Source organism: Caldibacillus debilis DSM 16016 (assembly GCF_000383875.1).
GTDB lineage: Bacteria > Bacillota > Bacilli > Bacillales > Caldibacillaceae > Caldibacillus > Caldibacillus debilis.
Genome location: NZ_KB912880.1, coordinates 43,713 through 66,224 on the forward strand (window position 1 = coordinate 43,713; position 22,512 = coordinate 66,224).

At 51.9% G+C, this 22,512-nt stretch carries 21 protein-coding genes, 1 pseudogene and 1 riboswitch; of the genes and pseudogenes, 19 read left to right on the plus strand and 3 right to left on the minus strand.

Annotated elements, in window-relative coordinates; translation table 11 throughout:
- Positions 1 to 3: 3 nt before the first annotated feature.
- The 5 genes from A3EQ_RS0103170 (at position 4) to A3EQ_RS0103215 (ending at position 7,453) form a co-directional block, all read left to right on the plus strand.
- Positions 4 to 777, plus strand: a complete 774-nt coding sequence (locus A3EQ_RS0103170; RefSeq protein WP_020153737.1) for an electron transfer flavoprotein subunit beta/FixA family protein — start codon at positions 4 to 6, stop codon at positions 775 to 777.
- A 13-nt stretch (positions 778 to 790) separates the two neighbouring features.
- A complete protein-coding gene (locus A3EQ_RS0103175) occupies positions 791 to 1,768 on the plus strand; it encodes an electron transfer flavoprotein subunit alpha/FixB family protein (RefSeq protein WP_020153738.1) in 978 nt (325 codons plus the stop codon).
- A 538-nt stretch (positions 1,769 to 2,306) separates the two neighbouring features.
- Entirely contained in the window at positions 2,307 to 2,621 is a 315-nt protein-coding gene (gene trxA, locus A3EQ_RS0103190; protein ID WP_020153741.1) for a thioredoxin, read from the plus strand.
- A 1,331-nt stretch (positions 2,622 to 3,952) separates the two neighbouring features.
- Positions 3,953 to 5,731 (plus strand): excinuclease ABC subunit UvrC, encoded by a 1,779-nt coding sequence (gene uvrC, locus A3EQ_RS0103205; protein ID WP_040369090.1) that lies wholly within the window; start codon positions 3,953 to 3,955, stop codon positions 5,729 to 5,731.
- A 213-nt stretch (positions 5,732 to 5,944) separates the two neighbouring features.
- A riboswitch (Lysine riboswitch) is annotated at positions 5,945 to 6,121 on the plus strand.
- A gap of 93 nt (positions 6,122 to 6,214) precedes the next feature.
- Positions 6,215 to 7,453 carry an aspartate kinase gene (locus A3EQ_RS0103215; protein ID WP_020153746.1) on the plus strand — a complete coding sequence of 413 codons (1,239 nt, stop codon included), beginning with the start codon at positions 6,215 to 6,217 and terminating at the stop codon, positions 7,451 to 7,453.
- A 90-nt stretch (positions 7,454 to 7,543) separates the two neighbouring features.
- Here A3EQ_RS0103215 and A3EQ_RS0103220 read toward each other — a convergent pair whose 3' ends face one another.
- The gene (locus tag A3EQ_RS0103220; RefSeq protein ID WP_020153747.1) at positions 7,544 to 7,993 is read right to left on the minus strand and encodes a YslB family protein; all 450 of its coding nucleotides are present in this window, start codon (positions 7,991 to 7,993) and stop codon (positions 7,544 to 7,546) included.
- Positions 7,994 to 8,296: 303 nt separating this feature from the next.
- Here A3EQ_RS0103220 and A3EQ_RS0103225 point away from each other — a divergent pair, with 303 nt between their 5' ends.
- From A3EQ_RS0103225 to A3EQ_RS0103290, 10 genes and pseudogenes are all read left to right on the plus strand, one after another.
- Positions 8,297 to 8,905, plus strand: coding sequence for a succinate dehydrogenase cytochrome b558 subunit (locus A3EQ_RS0103225; protein WP_020153748.1), 609 nt, complete (start codon positions 8,297 to 8,299; stop codon positions 8,903 to 8,905).
- A 50-nt stretch (positions 8,906 to 8,955) separates the two neighbouring features.
- Positions 8,956 to 10,719 (plus strand): succinate dehydrogenase flavoprotein subunit, encoded by a 1,764-nt coding sequence (sdhA, locus tag A3EQ_RS0103230; RefSeq protein ID WP_020153749.1) that lies wholly within the window; start codon positions 8,956 to 8,958, stop codon positions 10,717 to 10,719.
- Positions 10,719 to 11,495, plus strand: a complete 777-nt coding sequence (gene sdhB, locus A3EQ_RS0103235; protein ID WP_020153750.1) for a succinate dehydrogenase iron-sulfur subunit — start codon at positions 10,719 to 10,721, stop codon at positions 11,493 to 11,495. Before sdhA ends, sdhB begins: the two co-directional genes overlap by 1 nt.
- A 169-nt stretch (positions 11,496 to 11,664) precedes the next feature.
- Complete coding sequence (locus tag A3EQ_RS0103245; protein WP_020153752.1) at positions 11,665 to 12,129, plus strand: acyl-CoA thioesterase; 465 nt, start codon at positions 11,665 to 11,667, stop codon at positions 12,127 to 12,129.
- A 767-nt stretch (positions 12,130 to 12,896) separates the two neighbouring features.
- A complete protein-coding gene (locus A3EQ_RS0103260; RefSeq protein ID WP_020153755.1) occupies positions 12,897 to 14,045 on the plus strand; it encodes a betaine/proline/choline family ABC transporter ATP-binding protein in 1,149 nt (382 codons plus the stop codon).
- A 148-nt stretch (positions 14,046 to 14,193) separates the two neighbouring features.
- A complete protein-coding gene (locus tag A3EQ_RS0103265; RefSeq protein WP_026499708.1) occupies positions 14,194 to 14,859 on the plus strand; it encodes an ABC transporter permease in 666 nt (221 codons plus the stop codon).
- Entirely contained in the window at positions 14,859 to 15,851 is a 993-nt protein-coding gene (locus tag A3EQ_RS0103270) for an osmoprotectant ABC transporter substrate-binding protein (RefSeq protein ID WP_020153757.1), read from the plus strand. Before A3EQ_RS0103265 ends, A3EQ_RS0103270 begins: the two co-directional genes overlap by 1 nt.
- A 135-nt stretch (positions 15,852 to 15,986) precedes the next feature.
- A complete protein-coding gene (locus A3EQ_RS0103275; protein ID WP_020153758.1) occupies positions 15,987 to 16,652 on the plus strand; it encodes an ABC transporter permease in 666 nt (221 codons plus the stop codon).
- Between the two features lie 217 nt (positions 16,653 to 16,869).
- A pseudogene (locus A3EQ_RS22015) lies at positions 16,870 to 17,000 on the plus strand (LuxR C-terminal-related transcriptional regulator); the annotation flags it as partial.
- A 519-nt stretch (positions 17,001 to 17,519) separates the two neighbouring features.
- Positions 17,520 to 17,768: a helix-turn-helix domain-containing protein gene (locus tag A3EQ_RS0103290; protein ID WP_020153761.1), complete on the plus strand. Its 249-nt coding sequence runs from the start codon at positions 17,520 to 17,522 to the stop codon at positions 17,766 to 17,768.
- Between the two features lie 83 nt (positions 17,769 to 17,851).
- Here the strand turns inward: A3EQ_RS0103290 and A3EQ_RS22410 are convergent, their stop codons facing one another.
- The gene (locus A3EQ_RS22410; RefSeq protein WP_147402723.1) at positions 17,852 to 18,115 is read right to left on the minus strand and encodes a hypothetical protein; all 264 of its coding nucleotides are present in this window, start codon (positions 18,113 to 18,115) and stop codon (positions 17,852 to 17,854) included.
- 443 nt (positions 18,116 to 18,558) lie between these two features.
- On the opposite strand from A3EQ_RS22410, the gene A3EQ_RS0103300 reads away from it, so the two are divergent.
- The gene (locus A3EQ_RS0103300; protein ID WP_020153763.1) at positions 18,559 to 18,783 is read left to right on the plus strand and encodes a helix-turn-helix domain-containing protein; all 225 of its coding nucleotides are present in this window, start codon (positions 18,559 to 18,561) and stop codon (positions 18,781 to 18,783) included.
- 166 nt (positions 18,784 to 18,949) lie between these two features.
- Here A3EQ_RS0103300 and A3EQ_RS20525 read toward each other — a convergent pair whose 3' ends face one another.
- Positions 18,950 to 20,131: an MGDG synthase family glycosyltransferase gene (locus A3EQ_RS20525; protein WP_020153765.1), complete on the minus strand. Its 1,182-nt coding sequence runs from the start codon at positions 20,129 to 20,131 to the stop codon at positions 18,950 to 18,952.
- Between the two features lie 154 nt (positions 20,132 to 20,285).
- Here A3EQ_RS20525 and A3EQ_RS0103320 point away from each other — a divergent pair, with 154 nt between their 5' ends.
- The 3 genes from A3EQ_RS0103320 (at position 20,286) to racE (ending at position 22,421) form a co-directional block, all read left to right on the plus strand.
- The gene (locus tag A3EQ_RS0103320; protein ID WP_020153767.1) at positions 20,286 to 20,840 is read left to right on the plus strand and encodes a YkoP family protein; all 555 of its coding nucleotides are present in this window, start codon (positions 20,286 to 20,288) and stop codon (positions 20,838 to 20,840) included.
- 320 nt (positions 20,841 to 21,160) lie between these two features.
- A complete protein-coding gene (locus A3EQ_RS0103330; protein ID WP_020153769.1) occupies positions 21,161 to 21,613 on the plus strand; it encodes a MarR family winged helix-turn-helix transcriptional regulator in 453 nt (150 codons plus the stop codon).
- A 10-nt stretch (positions 21,614 to 21,623) separates the two neighbouring features.
- Positions 21,624 to 22,421, plus strand: coding sequence for a glutamate racemase (gene racE, locus A3EQ_RS0103335; protein ID WP_020153770.1), 798 nt, complete (start codon positions 21,624 to 21,626; stop codon positions 22,419 to 22,421).
- Positions 22,422 to 22,512 lie beyond the last annotated feature (91 nt).

The following is a 22,512-nucleotide window of genomic DNA, read 5'->3' on the forward strand; positions in this document are numbered from 1 at the left end:
GGGATGAACATTTATGTGCTGTTGAAAAGAACCTTTGACACGGAAGAAAAAATTTCCGTTCAAGACGGCAAGATCAACGATGACGGCGTCGAATTCATCATCAATCCGTACGATGAATACGCGGTGGAGGAAGCGATCCGCGTCAAGGAAGCCCACGGGGGAGAAGTGACGGTCATCACCGTCGGCTCCGAAGAAAGCGAAAAGCAGCTGCGGACGGCCCTGGCCATGGGCGCGGATAAAGCGGTATTAATCAACACGGAAGAGGATTTGGATTCCGGCGATGAATATACGACGGCGAAGATCATTGCGGAATATTTGAAAGATAAGGAGATTGATATCATTTTCGCCGGCAACGTGGCCATTGACGGCGGCTCCGGCCAGGTCGGGCCGAGGGTGGCGGAACTGCTCGGCATTCCTTGCATCACGACGATCACCAAATTGGAGATTGACGGAAAAAATGTAAGCGTTATCCGCGACGTGGAAGGGGACGAGGAAAGGATCGAGGCGCCACTGCCAGTTCTCGTCACCGCCCAGCAGGGGCTGAATGAGCCGAGATACGCTTCCTTGCCGGGGATCATGAAGGCGAAGAAGAAGCCGCTGGAAGAATTGGAATTGGACGATCTCGGCCTGGATGAGGACGACGTGGCAGCCAAAACGGAGACGGTGGAAATTTTCTTGCCTCCGGAGAAAAAGGCCGGAAAGATCCTGCAGGGCGAGCTCGCCGATCAAGTCAAAGAATTGGTCTCGCTGCTTCGTAACGAAGCGAAAGTGATCTGAGGAGGGGTTGTACATGCCAAGAAAGGTCATCGTTTTAAGCGAAATAAAGGACGGTTCGATCCGCAATGTCTCCTTTGAAGCGATCGCCGCGGGGAAGACCATCGCCCAAGGCGGCGAAGTCGTCGCCCTCCTGTTGGGGGAATCGGTCGCCCATTTGGCGGATCCGCTTTTCCATTACGGCGCCGACCGGGTGATCGTCATCGAGCATGAAAATCTGCGCCATTATACGTCCGAAGGGTATTCGCAGGCGTTGATGGAAGTGATTCGCGAAGAACAGCCGGGCGGGATCGTTTTCGGGCACACGGCCCTCGGAAAGGATCTTTCGCCGAAGATCGCCACCAAACTGGATTCCGGCCTGGTGTCCGATGTGACGCAAATCGAAGCTTCGGGCGAGGATTTCCTATTTACGCGGCCGATTTACTCAGGAAAGGCCTTCGAGAAAAAGCGGATCAAGGAAGGGATCCTGTTCATCACCATCCGCCCGAACAACATCCCGCCCCTGGAAAAGGATGAGTCCCGCACCGGAGGCTTGGAAAAGAAAAACGTAGAGATCAAAGATTTGCGGACGGTTATCAAAGAGGTCGTCCGGAAGACGAGCGAAGGGGTGGACCTGACCGAGGCCAAAGTGGTCGTATCCGGGGGGCGCGGCGTAAAGAGCGCGGAAGGCTTTGAACCGTTGAAGGAATTGGCCGCTGTATTGGGCGGGGCCGTCGGGGCGAGCCGGGGGGCATGTGACGCCGGCTATTGCGATTATTCCCTGCAGATCGGGCAAACGGGGAAAGTCGTCACCCCCGATTTGTATATCGCCTGCGGCATCTCCGGCGCCATCCAGCATCTGGCCGGGATGTCCAATTCGAAGGTGATCGTGGCCATCAATAAGGATCCGGAAGCCAACATCTTTAAAGTGGCCGATTACGGCATCGTCGGGGATTTATTCGAAGTCGTGCCGATGCTTACGGAAGAAATCAAAAAATTGAAGGCGAACGCGTAAGTGGTTTCCGACGGCTGGCCTGCCGCACCGTTTCACGAGAAGATGCGTGAAACGGTTTTTCTTTTGAGCCGGGCGGTTTTGATTGCGGATGCCTGTCCTTTGGATGGCCGAAGCCAATATCATGCGCTCCGGCAGCCGGGCGGGTTTTGTTTGCGGGCTGACTTGCGGCCCGGTGTTTCCTTTCCGATCCGGAACCGTTGAAGAAAGAACGGTTTTGATTCCGCCCGGAGCGATACCGGCGAACTTGCGGGATTTTGCCCGAAAAGGGAAGGAGCCGGACGCCATCCGGGAAAGGCGGGACGCCGGCCCCGATGGATGGAATAGGACGGGGATCTATTGCCGATAATAACGGATGCCTGCCTGATCGGAACGGCCGGGAACGGACGGCCGGAGGAAAGCGGAATCCGCGGGTTGGAAGACCCGCCCTTCCATCCGCCCGGCTTTTCCCGGAGGCGCTGTCCGGCGAGCTTAATTGTTCGCATCCTTGAAAAAAGGATGTTATACTTGAAGATAACAGAATGAATTGGGAGGTTATAGAATGGCTATTGTTCACGCGACCGATCAAACTTTCCGCCAAGAAACGAGCCAAGGTCTGGTATTGACCGATTTCTGGGCGAACTGGTGCGGGCCGTGCCGGATGATTGCCCCGGTGCTGGAAGAGATCGATGCCGAAATGGGAGATAAAGTGAAAATCGTCAAACTGGACGTGGATCAAAATCAGGAAACCGCCGTCCAATACGGCGTCATGAGCATTCCCACGTTAATTCTCTTCAAAGACGGCGAAGTGGTCGACAAGGTCGTCGGTTACCGCCCGAAGGAAGAATTGGTGGAATTCATTAATAAGCATCTGTAAAATAGGCAGTCCCCGAAGGGACTGCTTTTTTCCTGCCGTCACCGCCAATCTTCGCATCCGGTTTGGTGGATTTGCACCGAAGGACCGTTTTTCCGGTTTTCCCTTGAGCCCGCGGCCGGTGAAAAGGAAAAAAGGATGCCCCATCCCTGCTTCCGCCAAGGCGATGGGGAGGGACGGCTTCCCTGGGATAGGCGTTTCTTCAGAAACGGCCATAAGGCGTGCCTTGGGCAATTGTGGGAAAAGTCCCTTCCCCGTATGGATACTTACCCTTTCGCCGCATCATGATATTCACTGCACTGCGGCAAACGTCTTCCGATTCAGCCCCCTTTTGCCTACGGCCCTCCTTATCTATTTTTTTTAGAAATTGTAAAGGCATTGATGTCAGACAAACGGCAGCGGATGTTGGACACAGGGAACGATGATGGACATTTTTTGTCCGATGATGGACATTTTTTCCCGGATGATGGACATTTTTTCGTTCATGTTGGACAAATTTTTTTCCATGTTGGACAATAATTTTCAAATGATGAACAAATCGTTGAAAATGTCGGACAGTCCCATGCGGTGTTGGACGTTTTTTTTCAGATGTTGAACGATCCGGTTGAAATGTTGGACGATCCGTCCCGAAAGGCGAAAGGAATGTTGAACGTTTTTCCCAAGATTTTGGACAAAAAGGATCTTTGCTTCAACGTTTGGCAAAAAATGTTGGACATTGTGTCTGGGATGTTGAACCATCCGGGGACGAAGAAAATGAAAATGTTGGACATTCCGGTAAGGGAATCCATAAATGTCGAATATTTCTTCTCTATGTTGAACAATAAACCTCCCATGTTGGACACATGACCATCCGAGTTGGACAATAAACCTTCCATGATGATCCATGACCATCCAACCGGAAATGCCGGGTCCCTGGCGCGCGCCTTGGCCCTCGTACATACCGGGAAAAGGGGGCTGGACCATAGACCATATTTTTTTATGCACAGGATTTTGTCTTTTCTGGCTCCTCCAACTGTGCATGTTAGCTTTTCCGGAAAATTTTTCTGCGAAACGGTAAAAATATTGGCTGGAATTAATGCGCGATATTTTGACCGATGAGAGCTCCCTAAAGGCATGCATCCGTTTGCATTGTCGGATGGGATTAAAAAATGCCCCCACTTACCTGACTCAAACTTGTATCCGTTTACATTTCCGGCACGGGGTTAAAAAAATGCCACATACGCTTGACCGAATCTCGCTTCTTTCCGGGATGACGATTCGGCAAGCCCGATGGTAAAATAATAGAAGTTCAAAGGGTGAAAAGCATAAAAGCTGCCATTTCGGAGTTGAAAAAAATGGATGAAAGAAAGAGATTGCAGGAAAAATTGGCCCTCCTTCCCGATCTGCCCGGCTGCTATCTGATGAAGGACGAGCATGACCAGGTCATCTATGTCGGCAAGGCGAAGGTGCTCAAGAACCGGGTGCGTTCCTATTTTGTCGGGAGCCATGACGGGAAGACCCAGGCCCTCGTCAACGAGATCCGCGATTTTGAATACATCATCACCTCATCCGATATAGAGGCGTTAATTTTGGAAATGAATTTGATCAAAAAATACAAACCGAAATATAACGCCATGCTGAAGGATGACAAAAGCTATCCCTTCATCAAATTGACGGCGGAGCGCCATCCCCGCCTGATCATTACGAGAAAAGTCAAGCGGGATAAAGGGAAGTATTTCGGGCCGTACCCGAACGTGCGCGCGGCGAAGGATACGAAACGGCTGCTCGACCGGCTGTATCCGCTGCGCAAATGCCAAACCCTTCCCGACCGGCCCTGCCTTTATTACCATATCGGCCAATGCCTGGCCCCCTGCATCCATGACGTCCCTGAAGAAACCTACAAGAAAATGACCGACGAAATCAGCAAATTTTTAAACGGCGGCCATGAAGAAGTAAAAAAACAACTGACGGAAAAAATGCACGAAGCGGCCGAGGCGCTGGATTTTGAAAGGGCGAAGGAATACCGGGACAAAATCCGCCATATCGAAGTGACGATGGAACAGCAAAAGGTGGCCTTGAACGATTATATCGACCGGGATGTGTTCGGATACGCCGTCGATAAGGGCTGGATGTGCGTGCAGGTGTTTTTCATCCGCCAAGGAAAGCTGATCGAGCGGGACGTTTCCATCTTCCCGGTCTATAATGAGCCGAAGGAAGAAATCTTAACCTTCCTCGGGCAATTTTATGAAAAGGAAAACCATTTTAAACCGAAGGAAATCCTTTTGCCTGCGGAAGTGGATGAACAATTGGCCGGGGCCCTGTTAAACGTCCCCGTCATCAAACCGAGGCGGGGGAAGAAGAAGGAACTGGTGCAATTGGCCGTGAAAAATGCCGGCCAGGCCCTGAAGGAAAAGCTGCTGCTGATGGAAAGGGACGAGGCGAGGACGACCCGCGCGGCGGAAAATCTGGGAAAAATCTTGGGGATCGGTTACCCGCGGCGCATCGAAGCCTTCGACAATTCGAACATTCAAGGGGTCCATCCCGTATCGGCCATGGTCGTCTTTACCGACGGCAAGCCCGACAAAAAGGAATATCGCAAGTACAGGGTGAAGACCGTCCAAGGACCGGACGATTTCGAGACGATGCGGGAAATTGCCCGCCGCCGGTACCTGCGGGTGTTAAGAGAAAACCTGCCGCTGCCCGATCTGATCATCGTCGACGGGGGGAAGGGACAAATCGAAGCGGTGAAGGACGTGTTGCAAAATGAATTCGACCTGGATATCCCCGTCGCCGGGCTGGCGAAGGATGACCGGCACCAGACCGCCCGTTTGCTGTTCGGCGATCCTTTGGCCGTCGTTCCGCTGGAAAAAAACAGCGAGGAATTTTATTTGCTGCAACGCATCCAGGAGGAAGTCCACCGTTTCGCCGTCGCCTTCCACCGGCAGGTCCGGTCGAAATCGATGATCCATTCCGTGCTGGATGAAGTCCCGGGGATCGGTGAAAAAAGAAAGAAGCTGCTGTTGAAGCATTTCGGATCGGTGAAAAAAATGAAGGAGGCCTCCCTGGAAGATTTCCTGCGCATCGGTCTGCCGAAAAATGTTTGCGAGGCGCTGGTCGAAAAATTGAAGGAGTAATCTTGCCGAAAAAAACCTGGCGCAAGCGGAGGAAAAGCGGCCTTATCCATCGGGTGGAGATCCGGGCAAAAGAGCGGATCTCCATTTTGACCGATCCGGAAGGAAACGCCAGGGAGTCTTCGATGCTTCTCCCCCCATCTTCTTCGCGGCGTTGCGAAAATGGAAAAGCAATGCTATAATGGGAGGTAATTTAAAAGGAAAATCAAATACGAGGGTGCAGATAGAGGTGCGGGTCTTCAAGAGTAGAGGCTGGAGGAGAACGGGCTCCGATGAAGGCTTTGAAAGGGGAGAACCGCCGAAGGACGTACGGGCCCTTTCCCGGCGTGCCTGGTCCTGTGGCCGAACAGGTGCAGGACTGTCAAGAGGAATTCTTGGAGCGCTATCTCACCTGTGTTGGCAAACTTTTATGCATTGGCGGCACAGGCAATGGGATAATGTCTCATTGCCTTTTTTGCTGACTATTATTCGGGGAAGAGGAGAAAAATGGGAAGGATTGTGCAGAAATACGGAGGATCTTCTGTCGCCACCATCGAAAAAATCATCCGCGTGGCGGAACGGATCAAACGGACGGCGAAGGAAGGGCATGAAATGGTGGTCGTCGTTTCCGCCATGGGAGACACGACCGATGAGCTCCTCGGCATGGCCAAAAGCATCAGCCTGAACCCGGACAAAAGGGAACTGGACATGCTTCTCACCACCGGGGAACAGGTCAGCAGCGCCCTTTTGGCCATGGCCCTGCGGGAAACCGGAGAAAAGGCCGTCTCCCTGACCGGCTGGCAGGCGGGCATACGGACGGAATCCGTCCACGGAAATGCCCGGATCCTGCAGATCGATACGAAACGGATCGAAGAGGAATTGGCGAAGGGAAAAATCGTCGTCGTCACCGGTTTTCAGGGGGTGACGGAAGCGGGGGAAATCACCGCTTTGGGTCGGGGCGGCTCCGATACGACGGCGGTCGCCCTCGCCGCCGCCCTCCATGCGGACCGGTGCGAGATCTATACCGACGTGACCGGGGTGTTCACTTCCGATCCCCGGCGGATCCAAAAAGCGCGAAAATTGCCTGCCGTCTCCTATGACGAAATGATCGAGATGGCCCATTTGGGGGCGCAGGTTCTGCATCCCCGGTCGGTGGAATTCGCGAAAAATTTCCGCGTTCCCCTCGTCGTGCGTTCCAGCATGTCCGATGAGGAAGGAACCTGGATTGTCGAGGAGGAAAAGATGGAAAAAAATTTGATTGTGCGCGGCGTGGCTTTTGAAAAAAACATAACCCGGATCACGGTCCACGGCCTTCCCGATGTGATGGAAAACCTGTCGGCCATCTTTACGGGCCTGGCGCGGGAAAACGTGGATGTGGACATCATCATTCAAAATGTTTCCGGAGAAACGGAAAATCAAGTTTCCTTTTCCGTTAAGGACGACCAGCTCAACGATGCCCTTGCCGTCCTGGAGAAATTGAGGGGCGAACTGGGATTTAAAAACGTGGAATGGGAATCGGGGCTGGCGAAGGTTTCCATCGTCGGATCGGGGATGGTTTCCAATCCCGGGGTGGCCGCCAAGATGTTTTCCACGCTGGCGGAAAACGGGATTTTCATCAAGATGATCAGCACCTCGGAGATCAAGATCAGCGTGGTCGTCGATGAGGAGCAAATGATCCGGGCGGCGGAAACCCTCCACCATGCCTTCGGGCTGGACCGGGCCGAACGGGAAGTCAAAACAAAATAATCAGCAGGGATCCTCCTGCTGATTTTTCCGTGTGCGCCCTTTTCGGGCGCCCTGCCCTCCTACCCGCGGCGGATCCCCGCCGCGGCCGTTTTAATCGAAGGGGGCCGTGTCCCATTGGACGAGGAAGCGGACTTTTCCCTCGTCCTTTTTTAAGGTTTCAAGGGCTTCGGCGAAAACTTTTTTCTGCTGCTGGATCTGCTCCGCAAGGAAACCGGCCTCCAATTGGAAGGTGAGGTTCGTCGTCCTTTGAATCCGGTTCCGGATCAGTTCGCCGGTCAATTCAAATTCGGCTTCGCGCTTGCCTTCTTTCACAAGCTGCAATTCTCCCCAGCCGGCGTTTAAAAAAAACTCTTTCATCTCATCCAAGGAAAACAACGGATAATTCCTTGCCAACCGCTTTCCGGCCCAATATAAAATCGCGGGGCGATCCTTTCCCAGGAGATCGCTGATCAGTTCTTCCCGGATCAATTCGTAGCCGAAAGCGGGGACGGTCAATGGACTGGCGACGGAAATCGATTTCGCTTGTTCACTTTTTTCCACGGATAGTCCCCCTTTTATCTATAAGACTATTATATACAATTTTTTCGGGAAAAATCATTTGTTGTGTCGGAAATTATATTAATATATTTTTTCGTCTGCCGGGACGTCCGCTGTTTTACGGAGAAAACCGAAGATCGGCGGACAAGGAAGGCAAAGAAAAAATTTTTGAAAATTATTAAATGTGTATCCGTTTTCTTGACGGAAAATTATATTAAGAGTAAAATAAACATGTCATAAAATTGTCATAAGATGTTCTAAATAGTTTCATAATTTATTTTCTGTCTGAGGGGGTATAGGCGATAAATGGCCAGTAACCGCGAATTTTTTTACCGGAGGTTGCACTCCCTGTTGGGAGTCGTCCCAGTAGGCATTTTCTTGGTCCAACATTTGATGGTCAACCATTTTGCAACCAGGGGTGAAGAGGCTTTCAACCGGGCGGCCCATTTTATGGAAAACCTGCCCTTTCGTCTTTTTTTGGAAATCTTTGTGATCTTTTTGCCTCTGCTGTTCCACGCCATTTACGGCGTCTACATCGCCTTTACGGCGAAATTTAACCTGAAGGAATTCGGGACTTTCCGGAACTGGATGTTCGTTTTGCAAAGGATCACCGGTATTTTTCTCGTTATCTTCATCTCCTGGCATGTGGGAGAGACCCGCATCGCTTCCGAATTCGGAACGCCCGTTGACTATCAAATGATGGCAAATATTTTGGACAATCCCTTCATGTTCGTTTTTTATCTTCTCGGCGTGCTGTCCGCTGTTTTCCATCTTTGCAACGGATTGTGGTCCTTCTGCGTCAGCTGGGGAATCACCGTGTCTCCGCGTTCGCAGCAAATTTTTACATACCTCAGCCTGATCTTGTTCGTCCTTTTGTCCATTGTGGGCATCCGCGCTTTATACGCGTTTGTATAAACGGCTGAAGGCAGAATACTATACACACGAAAAAGGAGTGGGCTATAACCATGAAGAAAGGGAAAGTCGCCGTCGTCGGCGGCGGACTGGCCGGATTGATGGCAACGATCAAAATAGCGGAAGCCGGAGTCCCGGTGGATTTGTTCTCCCTCGTTCCGGTCAAGCGTTCTCACTCTGTCTGCGCCCAAGGCGGTATCAACGGCGCTGTCAATACGAAGGGGGAAGGGGATTCTCCCTGGCAGCATTTTGACGATACGGTATACGGCGGGGACTTCTTGGCCAATCAGCCTCCGGTACTGGCCATGTGTGAAGCCGCGCCGAAGATCATCTATATGCTGGATCGCATGGGGGTCATGTTCAACCGGACGCCGGAAGGGCTCCTGGATTTCCGCCGCTTTGGAGGAACCCTCTACCACCGGACCGCATACGCCGGTGCGACGACCGGCCAGCAAATCTTGTACGCGCTGGATGAACAGGTCCGCCGGCACGAAGTGGAAGGGCTCGTGACCAAATATGAAGGCTGGGAATTTTTGCAGCTGGTGCTGGATGAAGACAATGTCTGCCGGGGGCTCATCGCCCAAAATATGACGACGATGGAAATCAAAGCGTTTCCCGCGGATGCGGTCATCCTGGCGACCGGCGGGCTAGGGATGATCTTCGGCAAGTCGACCAACTCGATGATCAACACGGGTTCCGCGGCTTCCATCGCCTATCAGCAAGGCGCCTACTATGCCAACGGGGAGTTTATCCAAATCCACCCGACCGCGATTCCCGGCGACGACAAACTCCGGCTGATGAGCGAATCGGCCCGGGGGGAAGGTGGAAGAATTTGGACGTACAAGGACGGAAAACCGTGGTATTTCCTGGAAGAGAAGTACCCGGCATACGGCAACTTGGTGCCCCGTGACATCGCCACCCGGGAAATCTTCCATGTTTGCGTGGACCTCAAGCTGGGCATCAACGGGGAAAACATGGTCTATCTGGATGTTTCCCATTTGGATCCGAAGGAACTGGACGTCAAGCTCGGCGGCATCATTGAAATTTACGAAAAATTCATGGGCGAAGATCCGCGGAAAGTCCCGATGAAGATATTCCCGGCTGTCCATTATTCCATGGGCGGCCTGTGGGTCGATTACGATCAGATGACCAATATCCCCGGTTTATTTGCGGCGGGCGAATGCGATTATTCCCAACACGGGGCGAACCGTTTGGGGGCCAATTCTCTACTTTCCGCCATCTACGGAGGAATGGTGGCGGGTCCGAAGGCGGTGGAATACATCAAAGGCCTGGAAAAGAGTTCGGATGCGCTGCCTTCCACCCTGTATGAACAATACCTGAAAAAAGAAGAGGAAAAATGGGAAGAAATTTTGTCCATGGACGGAAACGAAAACGCATATGTCCTCCACAAGGAACTGGGCCAATGGATGACGGATAATGTCACCGTTGTCCGCTACAACGACCGGCTGCTGAAGACCGACGAAAAGATTCAGGAGCTGCTGGAGCGCTACAAGAACATCAACGTGAACGACACGTCCCGTTGGAGCAACCAGGGGGCCATGTTCATCCGGCAATTGAAAAATATGCTCCTTCTCGCCCGGGTCATCACCCTCGGGGCTTACAACCGGAACGAATCCCGCGGCGCCCATTACAAGCCGGAATTCCCGGAAAGAAACGACAAGGATTGGTTGAAAACCACGATGGCCAAATTCGTCAGTGAAACGGAAGCGCCCCATTTCCATTACGAAGATGTGGACGTTTCCCTGATTAAGCCGAGAAAACGCGATTACACGAAGAAATCGAAAGGGGAGAGCTAATGATGGAAGAACAAAAGGAAGAACAAAAATATGTGGAATTTATCATCACCCGGCAAGACAGTCCGGACTCCCCTCCGTATGAAGAAAGGTTTAAAGTTCCTTACCGGAAAAATATGAACGTCATTTCAGCCCTGATGGAAATCCGCAAAAATCCCGTCAACGCGGAAGGGAAGAAAACGACGCCCGTCGCCTGGGAAATGAGCTGTTTGGAAGAAGTGTGCGGGGCCTGTTCGATGGTGATCAACGGAAAACCGAGACAGTCCTGCACGGCGCTCGTCGACCAGCTGGAACAGCCGATCCGTTTGGAACCGATGCGAACCTTCCCGGTCGTCCGGGATTTGATCGTCGACCGGAGCCGGATGTTTGACTCGCTGAAGAAAGTGAAGGCATGGATTCCGATCGACGGCACTTACGACCTCGGGCCGGGGCCCCGGATGCCGGAAAGGAAACGGCAATGGGCCTATGAGCTTTCCAAATGCATGACTTGCGGGGTTTGTTTGGAAGCCTGCCCGAACGTAAACAGCAAGTCGAATTTTATCGGCCCCGCGCCCCTCTCCCAAGTCCGCCTGTTTAACGCCCATCCCACCGGGGCGATGAACAAGGCGGAACGGTTGGCGGCGATCATGGGCGAAGGCGGACTGGCCAATTGCGGGAATTCGCAAAATTGCGTCCAGGCCTGCCCGAAGGGCATCCCGTTGACCACATCCATCGCCGCGTTAAACCGGGAAGCGACCGTTCAAATGTTCCGCAACTTCTTCGGCAGCGACTATTCATGATTCCGAAGGGATGCCGCGGGGGTTTCGCGCCAGGCATTGGCGCGGCCTTCGCAGTCCGCCGGATTTCTTCCGGAAACCAATTTTCCAAAAAGAGATTGATCCGCCGGACGGATCAACTCTTCTTTTTTTAAATTATGAATGAATAATCATTCAATAGGGGAGGGCGGTTATGAACAAGATTCCTTATATCGCTGATTTTGCGAAGTGGGAGGAAGAATTTTCCTTTTTTCATGAGGTGTCCGTCCGTTTCTGCGAAACGGATCTTTACGGACATATGAACAATACGGTCGCCTTCGTCTATTTCGAAAGCGCCCGGATCGAATATTTTAAATCCCTGGGGATCACCCATTGGAAAGAGGAAAGCCAGGACTTGATCCTCGTCACGGCCGATCTCCAATGCAATTATCTGGCGCAAATCTATTTTGACGAAAAGCTCAGGATCTATGTGAAGACGGCGAAAATCGGCAACTCCTCCGCCGATCTCCACTATTTGGGAAAAAAGGAAGACGGCACGGTCTGTTTGACGGGAAGGGGGACGATTGTCCTCTTCAGCCGGAAAACGGGAAGGCCGGTGCCATGGCCGGATGAAATGAAGAAGAAGATGGTGCCGGAGGCGGAAACGCGATCGGCTTGAACTTATTTCCCGCCGGATGCCGGACTTTTCGATCACGGAAACCCGGAACTTGCCGGGTTTTTTTATTGACGGACATCCGGGAGTGAACCTCCGGCGGCATCCCCTTTTCAAGGGACGGGACGCAGGAGGAAGGACGGCCGTCAGGGGAAACCGGAAGGGCGGAGGAAAAGTTTTCGAAAAAATTCAAGCCGGACCGCCCGGACGGCCTATTTTTCCTTCCGGTTTTCCGCCGATCTCCCTTCCCAAGGGATATTCCCGGCGGCGTTAGCAGGCCCGCGGCAATTGGAAGGTCTATTCCGGCCCCGGGAGACGGACGGAAACGGCGCAGGCGGGTTTCGGCGAACACGCCGGATCGGCTTGGTGCCGGAAGGAACGAAGGGCCGCCGCCCGCTTTTTGCTTTCCGGAAAGCTTATGAGCAAAATGGCTGCAGGAAAAAACGAAGAAGCTCTAGTAACGATGCTGTCTCCTAATGCTGGATGAGCAAATTGGTTGCAGGCAAAAAACCCCTTCATTAGGCGCGTGTCCGTCGCGGTATTCATATAATGAGGAGGTCCCCGGGCGAATCCGTGGGCGGGTTGGCCCGAATGAGAAAAATAGGTTAATATAGTATGAAAAGGAGGTGGGTGGATTCTTTCACAAAGAAGATTCCTAGAAAGACCGAAAATCTTCCGGAGTTTGTGAAATTTCCCGGATTCCCGGGACCGGGGGCGCTTTCCGGAGAAGTTTCCCCCTTGCGGCATTTCACTAAAGAAAAGAGGTGCGGGAATTGCTGAAATTCGACCATGTATCGAAGGTGTACAACGGGAAAACGGTCGTGGGCGACATTACCATGGAATTTGAAAAGGGTGAATTCATCGTTTTGATCGGCCCTTCCGGCTGCGGGAAAACGACGACGCTGAAAATGATCAACCGTCTTGTCGAACCGACTTCCGGGTCGATTTTCATCAACGGAAAAAACATCAAGGAAACGAACCCGGTGAAATTGCGGAGAAACATCGGTTATGTGATCCAGCAAATCGGTTTGTTCCCCCATATGACCATTCAGGAAAACATCACCATTGTCCCCAAGCTTTTGAAATGGCCCCTTGAAAAAAGAAAAGCGCGCGCGGAAGAACTATTGGAACTTGTTCATATGACCCCCGATTATTTGGAACGCTATCCCCATGAGCTCAGCGGCGGCCAGCAGCAGCGCATCGGCGTTTTGCGGGCGTTAGCCGCGGATCCTCCGCTCATTCTGATGGATGAGCCCTTCGGCGCATTGGATCCCATTACCCGTGAAACTTTGCAGGAAGAGATGAAAAATCTGCAAAAGACTTTGCAGAAGACGATCGTTTTTGTCACCCACGACATGGACGAAGCCCTGAAACTGGCCGATAAGATCGTCATCATGAAGGACGGACGGATCGTTCAGATCGGCTCCCCGGACGAGATTTTGAAAAATCCGGCCAACGAATTCGTCGAGCAGTTCATCGGGAAGGAAAGATTGTTCAATGCGCGGGAAGATCTCAGAACCGTCAAAGAGATCATGAACCCGAACCCGGTCTCTTCCAGGGAAGACGTCACCCTTTCGGAAGCCATCCAAATCATGAAAAAGAAGCGGGTGGATTCGTTGCTCATCGTCGATGAAGAAGGGCGGTTAAAAGGGTTTATCGACGTGGAAATGATCGAGGAACACCGGAAAAAGAATTTGACCGTCGGGGAGATCCTTCATCCGGAAGTGTTTTACCTGCAGGAAGACGCCCTGCTGCGCGATACCGTCCGGAAAATTTTGAAGCGGGGGTACAAATATGTCCCCGTCGTCGATGAGGACCATCGTTTGACCGGAATTGTCACGCGGGCGACGCTCGTGGACATCGTCTATGATTCCATCTGGGGCGAGGATGGCCCGGAGGCGGAAGGACAAACCGGAATATGAACCCCGGCTTTTTTTGCCAATCGGAAGGATATGGGAGAGCAAACCGGAACGATCCCCTTCCTTCGCGAAAAGTGAAAGGGGCGGGCGGAGAAAAAGGAAAGGGTTTCGGAACTTTTCAAGCAAATACGAGATGCGGGGTGAAGAACCGATGGAACGACTGCTTGAATTTCTAAACGGCTATTGGGCGGAATTACTCTACAAAACATGGGAACATTTGTATATTTCCGGCGCCTCCGTCATCATGGGCGTTCTCGTTGCCGTTCCGCTAGGCGTGATTTTGACCCGCTTTCAAAAGCTTGCGGGATGGGTCATCGGCATTGCCAGCGTCCTGCAAACACTGCCGAGTTTGGCGATTTTGGCCTTTTTCATCCCGGTTTTGGGGGTCGGAAAAATTCCCGCCATCGTCGCCTTGTTTTTCTATTCGGTCCTGCCGATCCTAAGGAACACGTATATCGGCATTAACCATGTGAACCGGGATCTGAAGGAAGCGGGGATTGGGATGGGCATGACCGGATGGGAAAGGATCCGCCATGTGGAACTTCCCCTTTCGATGCCGGTGATCATGGCCGGCATCCGGGTATCGGCGGTATATTTGATCGGATGGGCGACGCTGGCGTCCTTTATCGGTGCGGGGGGCCTCGGGGATTATATTTTCAGCGGACTGAATTTGTATCAGCCGGAATCGATCATCGCCGGCGCCGTTCCGGTTGCCTTCCTCGCTCTGCTGGCCGATTACTTGCTGGGGAAATTGGAGAAATGGGCCACGCCTGAAGGGCTGGAAAAAAGCGGCGAAACGGCAAGGGGGGGATCCTGATGATCAACGGGTTCCGGCGCACAGAGCGAAGGGGAAGGGGTCCTGATTCGGGAATTCGCCCCGCGGCGATCCGCAAGCTCAAGCGCATCGCCTTTTCGGGGCTGATCCTCCTCCTCGTTCTCGCATGCGGTTCCGGCTGCGCCTTGCCGGGGCTGGGCACGGGAAAGGAAAACACGGTCAAAATCGGCGTCGTATCCACGACGGAGGGCCAGATTTTAGGCTACATGCAAAAATATATGATTGAACATTACACGGATTTGCAAGTGGAATTGATCAACAATCTGGGCTCCTCCATCGTCGTCCATAACGCCATGGTGAACGGGGATATCGATCTTTCGGCGGTCAGATACACCGGCACGGATTTGCCCGGAACTTTGGGGATGGAACCGGTGAAGGATCCGGAGGAGGCTTTGGCCATCGTCCAGCGGGAATTTGCGGAACGGTTCGACCAGACTTGGTTCGATTCCTACGGCTTTGAAAACACCTATGTTTTTACCGTGAAAAAGGAGTTCGCGGAAAAGCACCGGCTGCAAAACGTCTCCGACTTGAAGGAGCTGGCCGGGGATCTCCGCCTGGGGGTCGACAGTTCCTGGCTGAAAAGAAAAGGGGACGGGTATGAAGGATTTACGGAGGCTTACGGTTTTACCTTCGGAAAAACCTATCCGATGCAAATCGGCCTCGTCTACGATGCGGTAAAAAACGGAAAAATGGATGTGGTATTGGCCTATTCGACGGACGGAAGGATTAAGGCCTACGATCTGCATATGCTGAAGGACGACCGGAAATTTTTCCCGCCTTACGACGCCTCTCCGGTGGCCAGCAATGCCTTGTTGAAAAAACATCCGGAAATCGGGGAAGTGCTGCAGAAACTCGTCGGGAAAATCAGCACCGAGAAAATGCAGGAATTGAATTATGAAAGCGACGGGAAAATGAAGGAGCCTTCCGTCGTCGCGAGGCAGTTCCTTGAGGAAAATCATTATTTCGAAGAGTAGCCGGCCGTCTTTCGGTCCCGGGATGTCGAGAAATGCGCCGGGAACGCACGCCGGACGGAAAGCGGGACGATAAGAATGGTTGAAAGCCGATGATCAAGCGCCGAAAACGGACGTTCGAACGAAAGGGTGAAGAGGATGGATTTGATCGGCGAGTTGTTCACATATTATTGGCAAAACGGGTCCTATGTATTGGAACAGTTCTGGCGGCATTTTCTGATGTCCGCCTACGGGGTGCTTTTTGCCGCCATTGTCGCCATTCCTTTGGGGATTTTCACCGCCCGACATGCGAACTTGAGCGGGATCGTGTTTTTCGTCGCCAACTTCATTCAAACGATCCCTTCCTTGGCGATGCTGGCGATTCTCATGCTCGTGCTGGGCCTGGGGGCAACGACCGTGATCGTTTCCTTGTTTCTTTATTCGCTGCTCCCCATTTTGAAAAACACCTATGCCGGCATCCGGGGCGTGGATCCTTCCCTATTGGAATCGGGGAAGGCGATGGGGATGACGAAAGGGCAGATCCTCTGGAAAGTGGAAATCCCTTTATCCTTGGCGGTCATTATGGGGGGATTGCGGAACGCCCTCGTGGTGGCGATCGGGATTACCGCCGTCGGCACCTTCATCGGTGCGGGCGGATTGGGGGATATTATCGTCCGTGGGACCAATGTCACCAACGGTGCGCCGATCATCCTGGCCGGCGCGATTCCGACCGCGCTGATGGCCGTGGCCGCCGATTTGCTTATGGGCTGGTTCGAGCGGAAGCTGCTGCCGGCCAATCAAAAGCGGGCGGCGAGGCCGTCCTGAATTCCCGTCGGGAAGGAGAGACGACGGCATCCGGCGGCTGAACGGGATAAGGTCCGAGAAATGGTGGGAAACGGTTTCTATTGCTCCGAAATCTCAGTCCTTTGCGCGGGACATCGGATTTTACACAAAAATTTGGACGTGGCCCTGAACGGACGGGAAAGGGGCGAGCGGATGCTTTGATAAAGCCCCAGTTCGCCCCGCTGCCTGTCATAAGCCGAGAAAAAGGGAAGTCTTCGAAGGGTGGTCCGGGACAAAACCACGAAAGATATCGCCCAAGAACTTTTCATCAGCGAAAAAAAGGTTCGAAATCATATTTCAAATGCCATGCGTGATAATTGCAAAAAATAATTAGGAGTGGACGAGCCGCTCCTGTTTTTATTGCACCAATAAAATTAATAGTTTAAAGAAATATTTCCCGTCAGGTAGATAAAAATAAATGTATGCAAGCAAATATCCTGGGAGTCACTTCAGAGCGGAAGGAATTTTTTACGAATGGATTTTTTGCAAAAATAAGGAGTTTTTTTAAATAATCTATTGACACTAGGATATAGAGTTTAATACTATAAAATTCAAAAAGGGGATGGAAATAAGTACAAGAAAAACAAAGAGCGAGGACCCAAAAAGAGAAGTCGCGAGTAAGCAAACGGAAGCCCGGCTTTCGGGCCGAATTACTAAAATCAGAAAGCATCTCCCGAAAAAAATGTCAAAAATCATCCGCGGATATCGTCAATCTGTTTATTGTCACGACCGACTTCCGGCATATGGGTGTCTTGGATATCGTGTTGCTTGCGGTTTTGTTGGTATGGGTGGACGCTTATGGATTGCCGCTTGATGAATCGTATTCACAAATGATCGGGTGGGGAAGGAATGGAATATCATCTGAAATCTCGAAAAGAAGTGGAGGAATTCATCAAAAATGAAGTCCTCACCACCGCGGAGGTCAAGGAAATTTTAAATGTTACCCGGCAGCGGTTGCATGTGCTGGCGAGTTCGGGAAAACTCAAACCGGTAAAAAAATTGAAAAGAGAGAGTTTATATTTACGGACAGACGTTGAAAGAGTGCAAGAAGAATTGATCGTATTGCGCAAAAAATATCGACCGTATGATTCGGATTAAATTGCCTGCCATTGGTGAACAAAAAATTGAACAGGTTTTTTCATCAGGCATTCCGTTGGCTTGAGCTCGATGTTGCACCGGGCTCATGCTTTTTTTTCCTTGATCCGTTTGTTGTTGTAATATCCGATATCAAGTTCTTTCCGAATGTGTTCCATCCGCTTGAACGGAATAATTTGTAAAGCTTCTTTGAAACGTTTCCATCCCGTGATATTGGCAATCTTTATCCAATATGGAAGCATACGCTTCATCATGCCCAAATCGCGTGCGCTTGTTCTTATATCCTTCTTTATCCTTCCCAAATACCGTTGCATCGTTTTTCGTTTTTCATCCGCTGAAAATTTAGCCAAAAAACTGCACCATCAATTGTTAGTCGTGTCTAACATTGGGGTGCAGTTCATTCCTCCTACACGATGTTTTCCTGAGACTTCGGCTGCCCGCAGATCTGCCGACAGCCCGGTTTGCCGCGAGTTTCCTCGCTTTCCAGAGAAGCACCGTCTGCCATTCGCATATCCGCCGGTTCCCCTTCCCGATCCTCCCGGTCCATGCATGGACGGGGACGGGTGCCGAACAACAAGGACTTTGTTGCATCTCCCCGCCGGGGGCATCCCTTCCTTTTGGTATCTCATTTCCGCCATCCGCCCGGCCATGACATGATTTTCGCGCAAATTTTGCCTATTTTCCTTATGCCTTGCCGTATTGCTGTCACTTCGGTACCTTTGTTCACATATGATATGATGACCATACCCATCCCCGCGTTTCTAGCTGGCTGAGTCAAGGAGGGTTCACGCACTTGAAGGAGAATGAATACGGTCATAAATCGTTGTTAACAAAAAGAGAAAGGGAAGTCTTCGAACTGTTGGTCCAGGACAAAACCACGAAAGAAATCGCCCAGGAACTTTTCATCAGCGAAAAAACGGTTCGAAATCATATTTCAAATGCCATGCAAAAACTTGGCGTGAAAGGCCGTTCGCAGGCTGTCGTCGAACTGCTTCGCATGGGGGAATTAAAGCTCTAGCGGAAACCGGTTCTCTTTTCGGAGGACCGGTTCATCGCATTTTTACCGGATATTCCGGATCTGCCCGCATCTTGATCCGGACTTGGGAGACGGGCTCGACGCATATGTCCCCGAAAAGACCCGGCAAGCCCCGGATTCCGGCCTCCATCCCGGCGAAAGGCGCCGGTCAATCCGCTTCCCGGAAGTTCAAAGGCGCATCCTTTCCCCGGATTGGACGTTCAAGGGGCGGGTGTTCTCCCAGCAGATTCCGTTCATCGGAAGGGACTTGGGACAAAACCTGCAAGACGAGATCGCCGGCGTCAGGGCGGTCGATGCCGAGGGCCCGTTCGACGGGAGGAGGCACCGTTTCCAGGACGGAGACGATCCGTTTTTCCAAATCGCCGTCCGAGCGCCAGTCTTCCAGATGGACGATGATCCCCTGCCTCTTCAAAAACTGCAAGTTTCGTTCTTCCTGCCCCGGCAGAGGATCCAATACGATGATCGGCAGCCTTTTCCATAAACATTCGGTGACCGTCACCCCGCCCGGTTTGGTGATGATCCCGTCGGCTTCTTCGTACAGACGGTTCATTTCATCTTTATTCGAAATGTACGGAATGGCTTCGAAATATTTCTGATCCATTTGTTCAATAAAGGAGCGGAGCCGTTCGTTTTTCCCGCATAACACCTTATAGCGGACGGCGCCGGAAGGCCGCAATCTTCCCAGAAAGGTTTCGATGGCGCCGACACCCATGTTTCCCCCGCTGACCAACACGGTGTAATTTTCCTTTTTTTTCCTGACTTTTTCCCCTCCGGCGAATACGGGATGGACGGGGATGCCGGTCACGAAAATGCGCCCGGAATCCGCCCCTCTCGCTTCCAGTTCTTCCTTGAGCGGCCGGGACGGGGCAAAGTGGTAATCGATCTCGGCCACCGACCAGAGCCGGTTGATGAAAAAATCCGTGTAGACATTGATGACCCGGCCGTTCCAGCGATTTTTCCGCTTCAGGCGGCCGATCAGATAGGAAGGAAAGGCATGGGTGCAAATCACCAGATCCGGGTCCCGCGTTTTCAGCAGCATCTCCATTTTCCGCAAAAAAAGCCAATCGTAGAGGAGATAAGCCTTCTTTGCCTTCCCGTCTTTTACCGCGAAGACATGATACAGCCGGCTGTAAAGGTTCGGGAATTTTTTGATGCTAAACAAATAAAGGAGGGAGATGAGCCGTTCCAAAAACCCGTAACTTTCGGAAAGGATATCGACGACTTCTACGCTGCCCGGCACTTTCCCGGCGATTTGCGCCTTCAGGCTGCCGGCCACATGATGGTGGCCCGTCGGTATCTTTAACAGCGGCAAAATCAATACTTTTTTCATCGATGTTCACCCCAAGTCAACATTTCATCCGCGGTTCCCCGTTTTCCATTCCTGCCGGAAAATTCATTTATATTCCCGCCCGTCCCTAATAAAAATAATAAAAGCACGATTTTCCTTTTGAGATCGGTTTTATGTTCGGGAAAGGGGAGCGGCCATGAACATACGCGGGTTCTTTCTTGTGATGTGGAATCTTTGGGATCCGATCTATTTTTCCATGACCCGCTTGCGCTATATCGAACGGGACGGAGAACGGACGATCATCCGTGCCCGATTGATGAGATACCGCGGCAAGCCGGTGGTGTTGTCGGACGGGACCGTGATCGGGAAAAACGACCTGCTCATCAAGATCCATTTGCACAACGCGAAATTGTTAAAAGAGCTGCAGCGGTACAACCATGAGATCGCCAAGGGAAAGGCGATCTACCGGCATGTGAAGGAAACCCTTCCTTCCGTCGCCGCCTTTTTGGAATCCCATCGCCGTTTTTCCGAGATCAAAGGAATCGTCGGAATCACGACCCTGTACAAAAGCGGCGGCAAACTCGGATTTGAGGCCTTCCCGATCCATAACCGCCTTTATAAGTATTATAAATTAATTCTGCTCTTCCCGATTTATATCCTTTCCAGCCGGTGGTTTTTTAAGCAAAAAATGCCGAAACCGGCCTATTTGTTCATGTCAAAAAACACCCTGCTGCAGCGGTACGGGAAATGAAAACCGACGGAACGGTCGGGTTCGGTGGCCGACGGAATTTTTTCGAGGGAAGAACCGGAAGAAGATGATCGGAAAGCCAGTCGGCGCGGGCGGCTTAAGGTTTCCGGAAAAAATTTTCCGGAAATTTCCGTTCCGTCCGCATCCGGCGAAAAATCCCGGAAAATCGGATGAAGTCAAAGAATTTGAGCAAAAAGAAGCGGGCACAAAGCTGTTCCATTTCCGGAAGGCTTTGTTCCTTCGGCTGGAGGCAGGATTTTACACAAAATCGCTGGAACCATTATGTTATAATAATATTGATTTTCTTTTTGGGGTGGTAAAACGTGGCAGAACACGAGAACAATTCCCTTGACTGGAAAACGGTTGCAGCCATCGAGAAGGACTTGCGCTATATCTCCGGGATCATCAAGCAAAAAGGTCGTGAAATATTAAACAACTATGGGATCACGCCCCCCCAATTTGTCGCCATGCAATGGCTTTTTGAAGAGGGGGACATGACAATAGGCGAACTTTCCAATAAAATGTATTTGGCGTTCAGTACCACGACGGACCTGATCGACCGGCTGGAAAAAAACCGGCTGGTAAAACGGACGAAGGACGAGAAGGACCGTCGGGTGGTCCGTGTCCATCTGCTGGAAGAAGGAGTGCGGATCATTGATGAAGTCATCAAAAAAAGACAGCAGTATTTGGCCGGTTTGCTGGTGAAATTCGAACCGGAGGAAAGGGAAGAATTGCAGCAATACTTGCAGAAATTGCATCGCTACATGAAAGAATGAGGGGAAAACGTTGAAAGCAAATCCGATAGGCATCATCGATTCAGGCGTCGGCGGCTTGACCGTCGTAAAAGAAGTCATTCGCCAGCTGCCCAACGAATCCGTCATCTATCTCGGGGATACCGCCCGCTGCCCGTACGGTCCGCGGCCTGCCCATGAGATTAAACGGTTCACATGGGAGATGACCCGCTTTTTGCAGCAATTCCGGATCAAGATGCTGATCATCGCCTGCAACACCGCCACCGCGGTGGCTTTGGACGAGATCCGGGCCGGGCTTCCGATACCGGTGATCGGCGTCATCCATCCCGGGAGCCGGGCGGCGATCAAAATCTCCGAGACGAAACGGATCGGCGTCATCGGAACGGAAATGACGATCAAAAGCAAGGCCTATGAAAGGGCGTTGAAATCCATTCACAAGTCCATTTTTGTTACCGGTCTTGCCTGTCCGGACTTTGTGCCGCTCGTGGAGAGGGGCGAATGGTCCGGGGAAGAGGCGGAGCGGACGGTGGCCCGTTCCCTCGCCCCGTTAAAATCGCAAAATATCGATACGCTCATCCTCGGCTGTACCCATTATCCGCTTTTGGAGCCGGTCATTGACCGATTCTTCGAGCACCGGCTCCACCTCATCAGCTCCGGGGAAGAAACGGCCAGGGAAGCCAGTTTTCTGCTCGATTACATGGACCTGTTAAACGATTCCGGCGCCACCCCCAGGCATCTTTTTTTCACGACGGGGGAAGCGGAAAAATTCAAGTGTCTCGCCGAAAAATGGCTCGACCTCGGCGAAGTGGAGGTGGAAACGATCCGGCTGTGAGCCGGCGGGCGTTCCGGAAAAAAGTCACGGTTTGCCAAAAAGCAAGCGGGAGATTTTAAAAAAACGGTCTATTTTTCACAGAGGCTCGTAT

Bases quoted from the DNA above. Each gene is read 5' to 3' on its own strand.
- uvrC (WP_040369090.1), top strand. From the start codon at position 3,953: ATGGATGAAAGAAAGAGATTGCAGGAAAAATTGGCCCTCCTTCCCGAT.
- A3EQ_RS0103170 (WP_020153737.1), top strand. From the start codon at position 4: ATGAACATTTATGTGCTGTTGAAAAGAACCTTTGACACGGAAGAAAAA.
- trxA (WP_020153741.1), top strand. From the start codon at position 2,307: ATGGCTATTGTTCACGCGACCGATCAAACTTTCCGCCAAGAAACGAGC.
- sdhA (WP_020153749.1), top strand. From the start codon at position 8,956: ATGAAGAAAGGGAAAGTCGCCGTCGTCGGCGGCGGACTGGCCGGATTG.
- A3EQ_RS0103275 (WP_020153758.1), top strand. From the start codon at position 15,987: ATGGATTTGATCGGCGAGTTGTTCACATATTATTGGCAAAACGGGTCC.
- A3EQ_RS20525 (WP_020153765.1), bottom strand. From the start codon at position 20,131: ATGAAAAAAGTATTGATTTTGCCGCTGTTAAAGATACCGACGGGCCAC.
- A3EQ_RS0103245 (WP_020153752.1), top strand. From the start codon at position 11,665: ATGAACAAGATTCCTTATATCGCTGATTTTGCGAAGTGGGAGGAAGAA.
- A3EQ_RS0103270 (WP_020153757.1), top strand. From the start codon at position 14,859: ATGATCAACGGGTTCCGGCGCACAGAGCGAAGGGGAAGGGGTCCTGAT.
- A3EQ_RS0103215 (WP_020153746.1), top strand. From the start codon at position 6,215: ATGGGAAGGATTGTGCAGAAATACGGAGGATCTTCTGTCGCCACCATC.
- A3EQ_RS0103175 (WP_020153738.1), top strand. From the start codon at position 791: ATGCCAAGAAAGGTCATCGTTTTAAGCGAAATAAAGGACGGTTCGATC.
- A3EQ_RS0103320 (WP_020153767.1), top strand. From the start codon at position 20,286: ATGAACATACGCGGGTTCTTTCTTGTGATGTGGAATCTTTGGGATCCG.
- sdhB (WP_020153750.1), top strand. From the start codon at position 10,719: ATGATGGAAGAACAAAAGGAAGAACAAAAATATGTGGAATTTATCATC.
- A3EQ_RS0103290 (WP_020153761.1), top strand. From the start codon at position 17,520: ATGGAATATCATCTGAAATCTCGAAAAGAAGTGGAGGAATTCATCAAA.
- A3EQ_RS0103225 (WP_020153748.1), top strand. From the start codon at position 8,297: ATGGCCAGTAACCGCGAATTTTTTTACCGGAGGTTGCACTCCCTGTTG.
- A3EQ_RS0103265 (WP_026499708.1), top strand. From the start codon at position 14,194: ATGGAACGACTGCTTGAATTTCTAAACGGCTATTGGGCGGAATTACTC.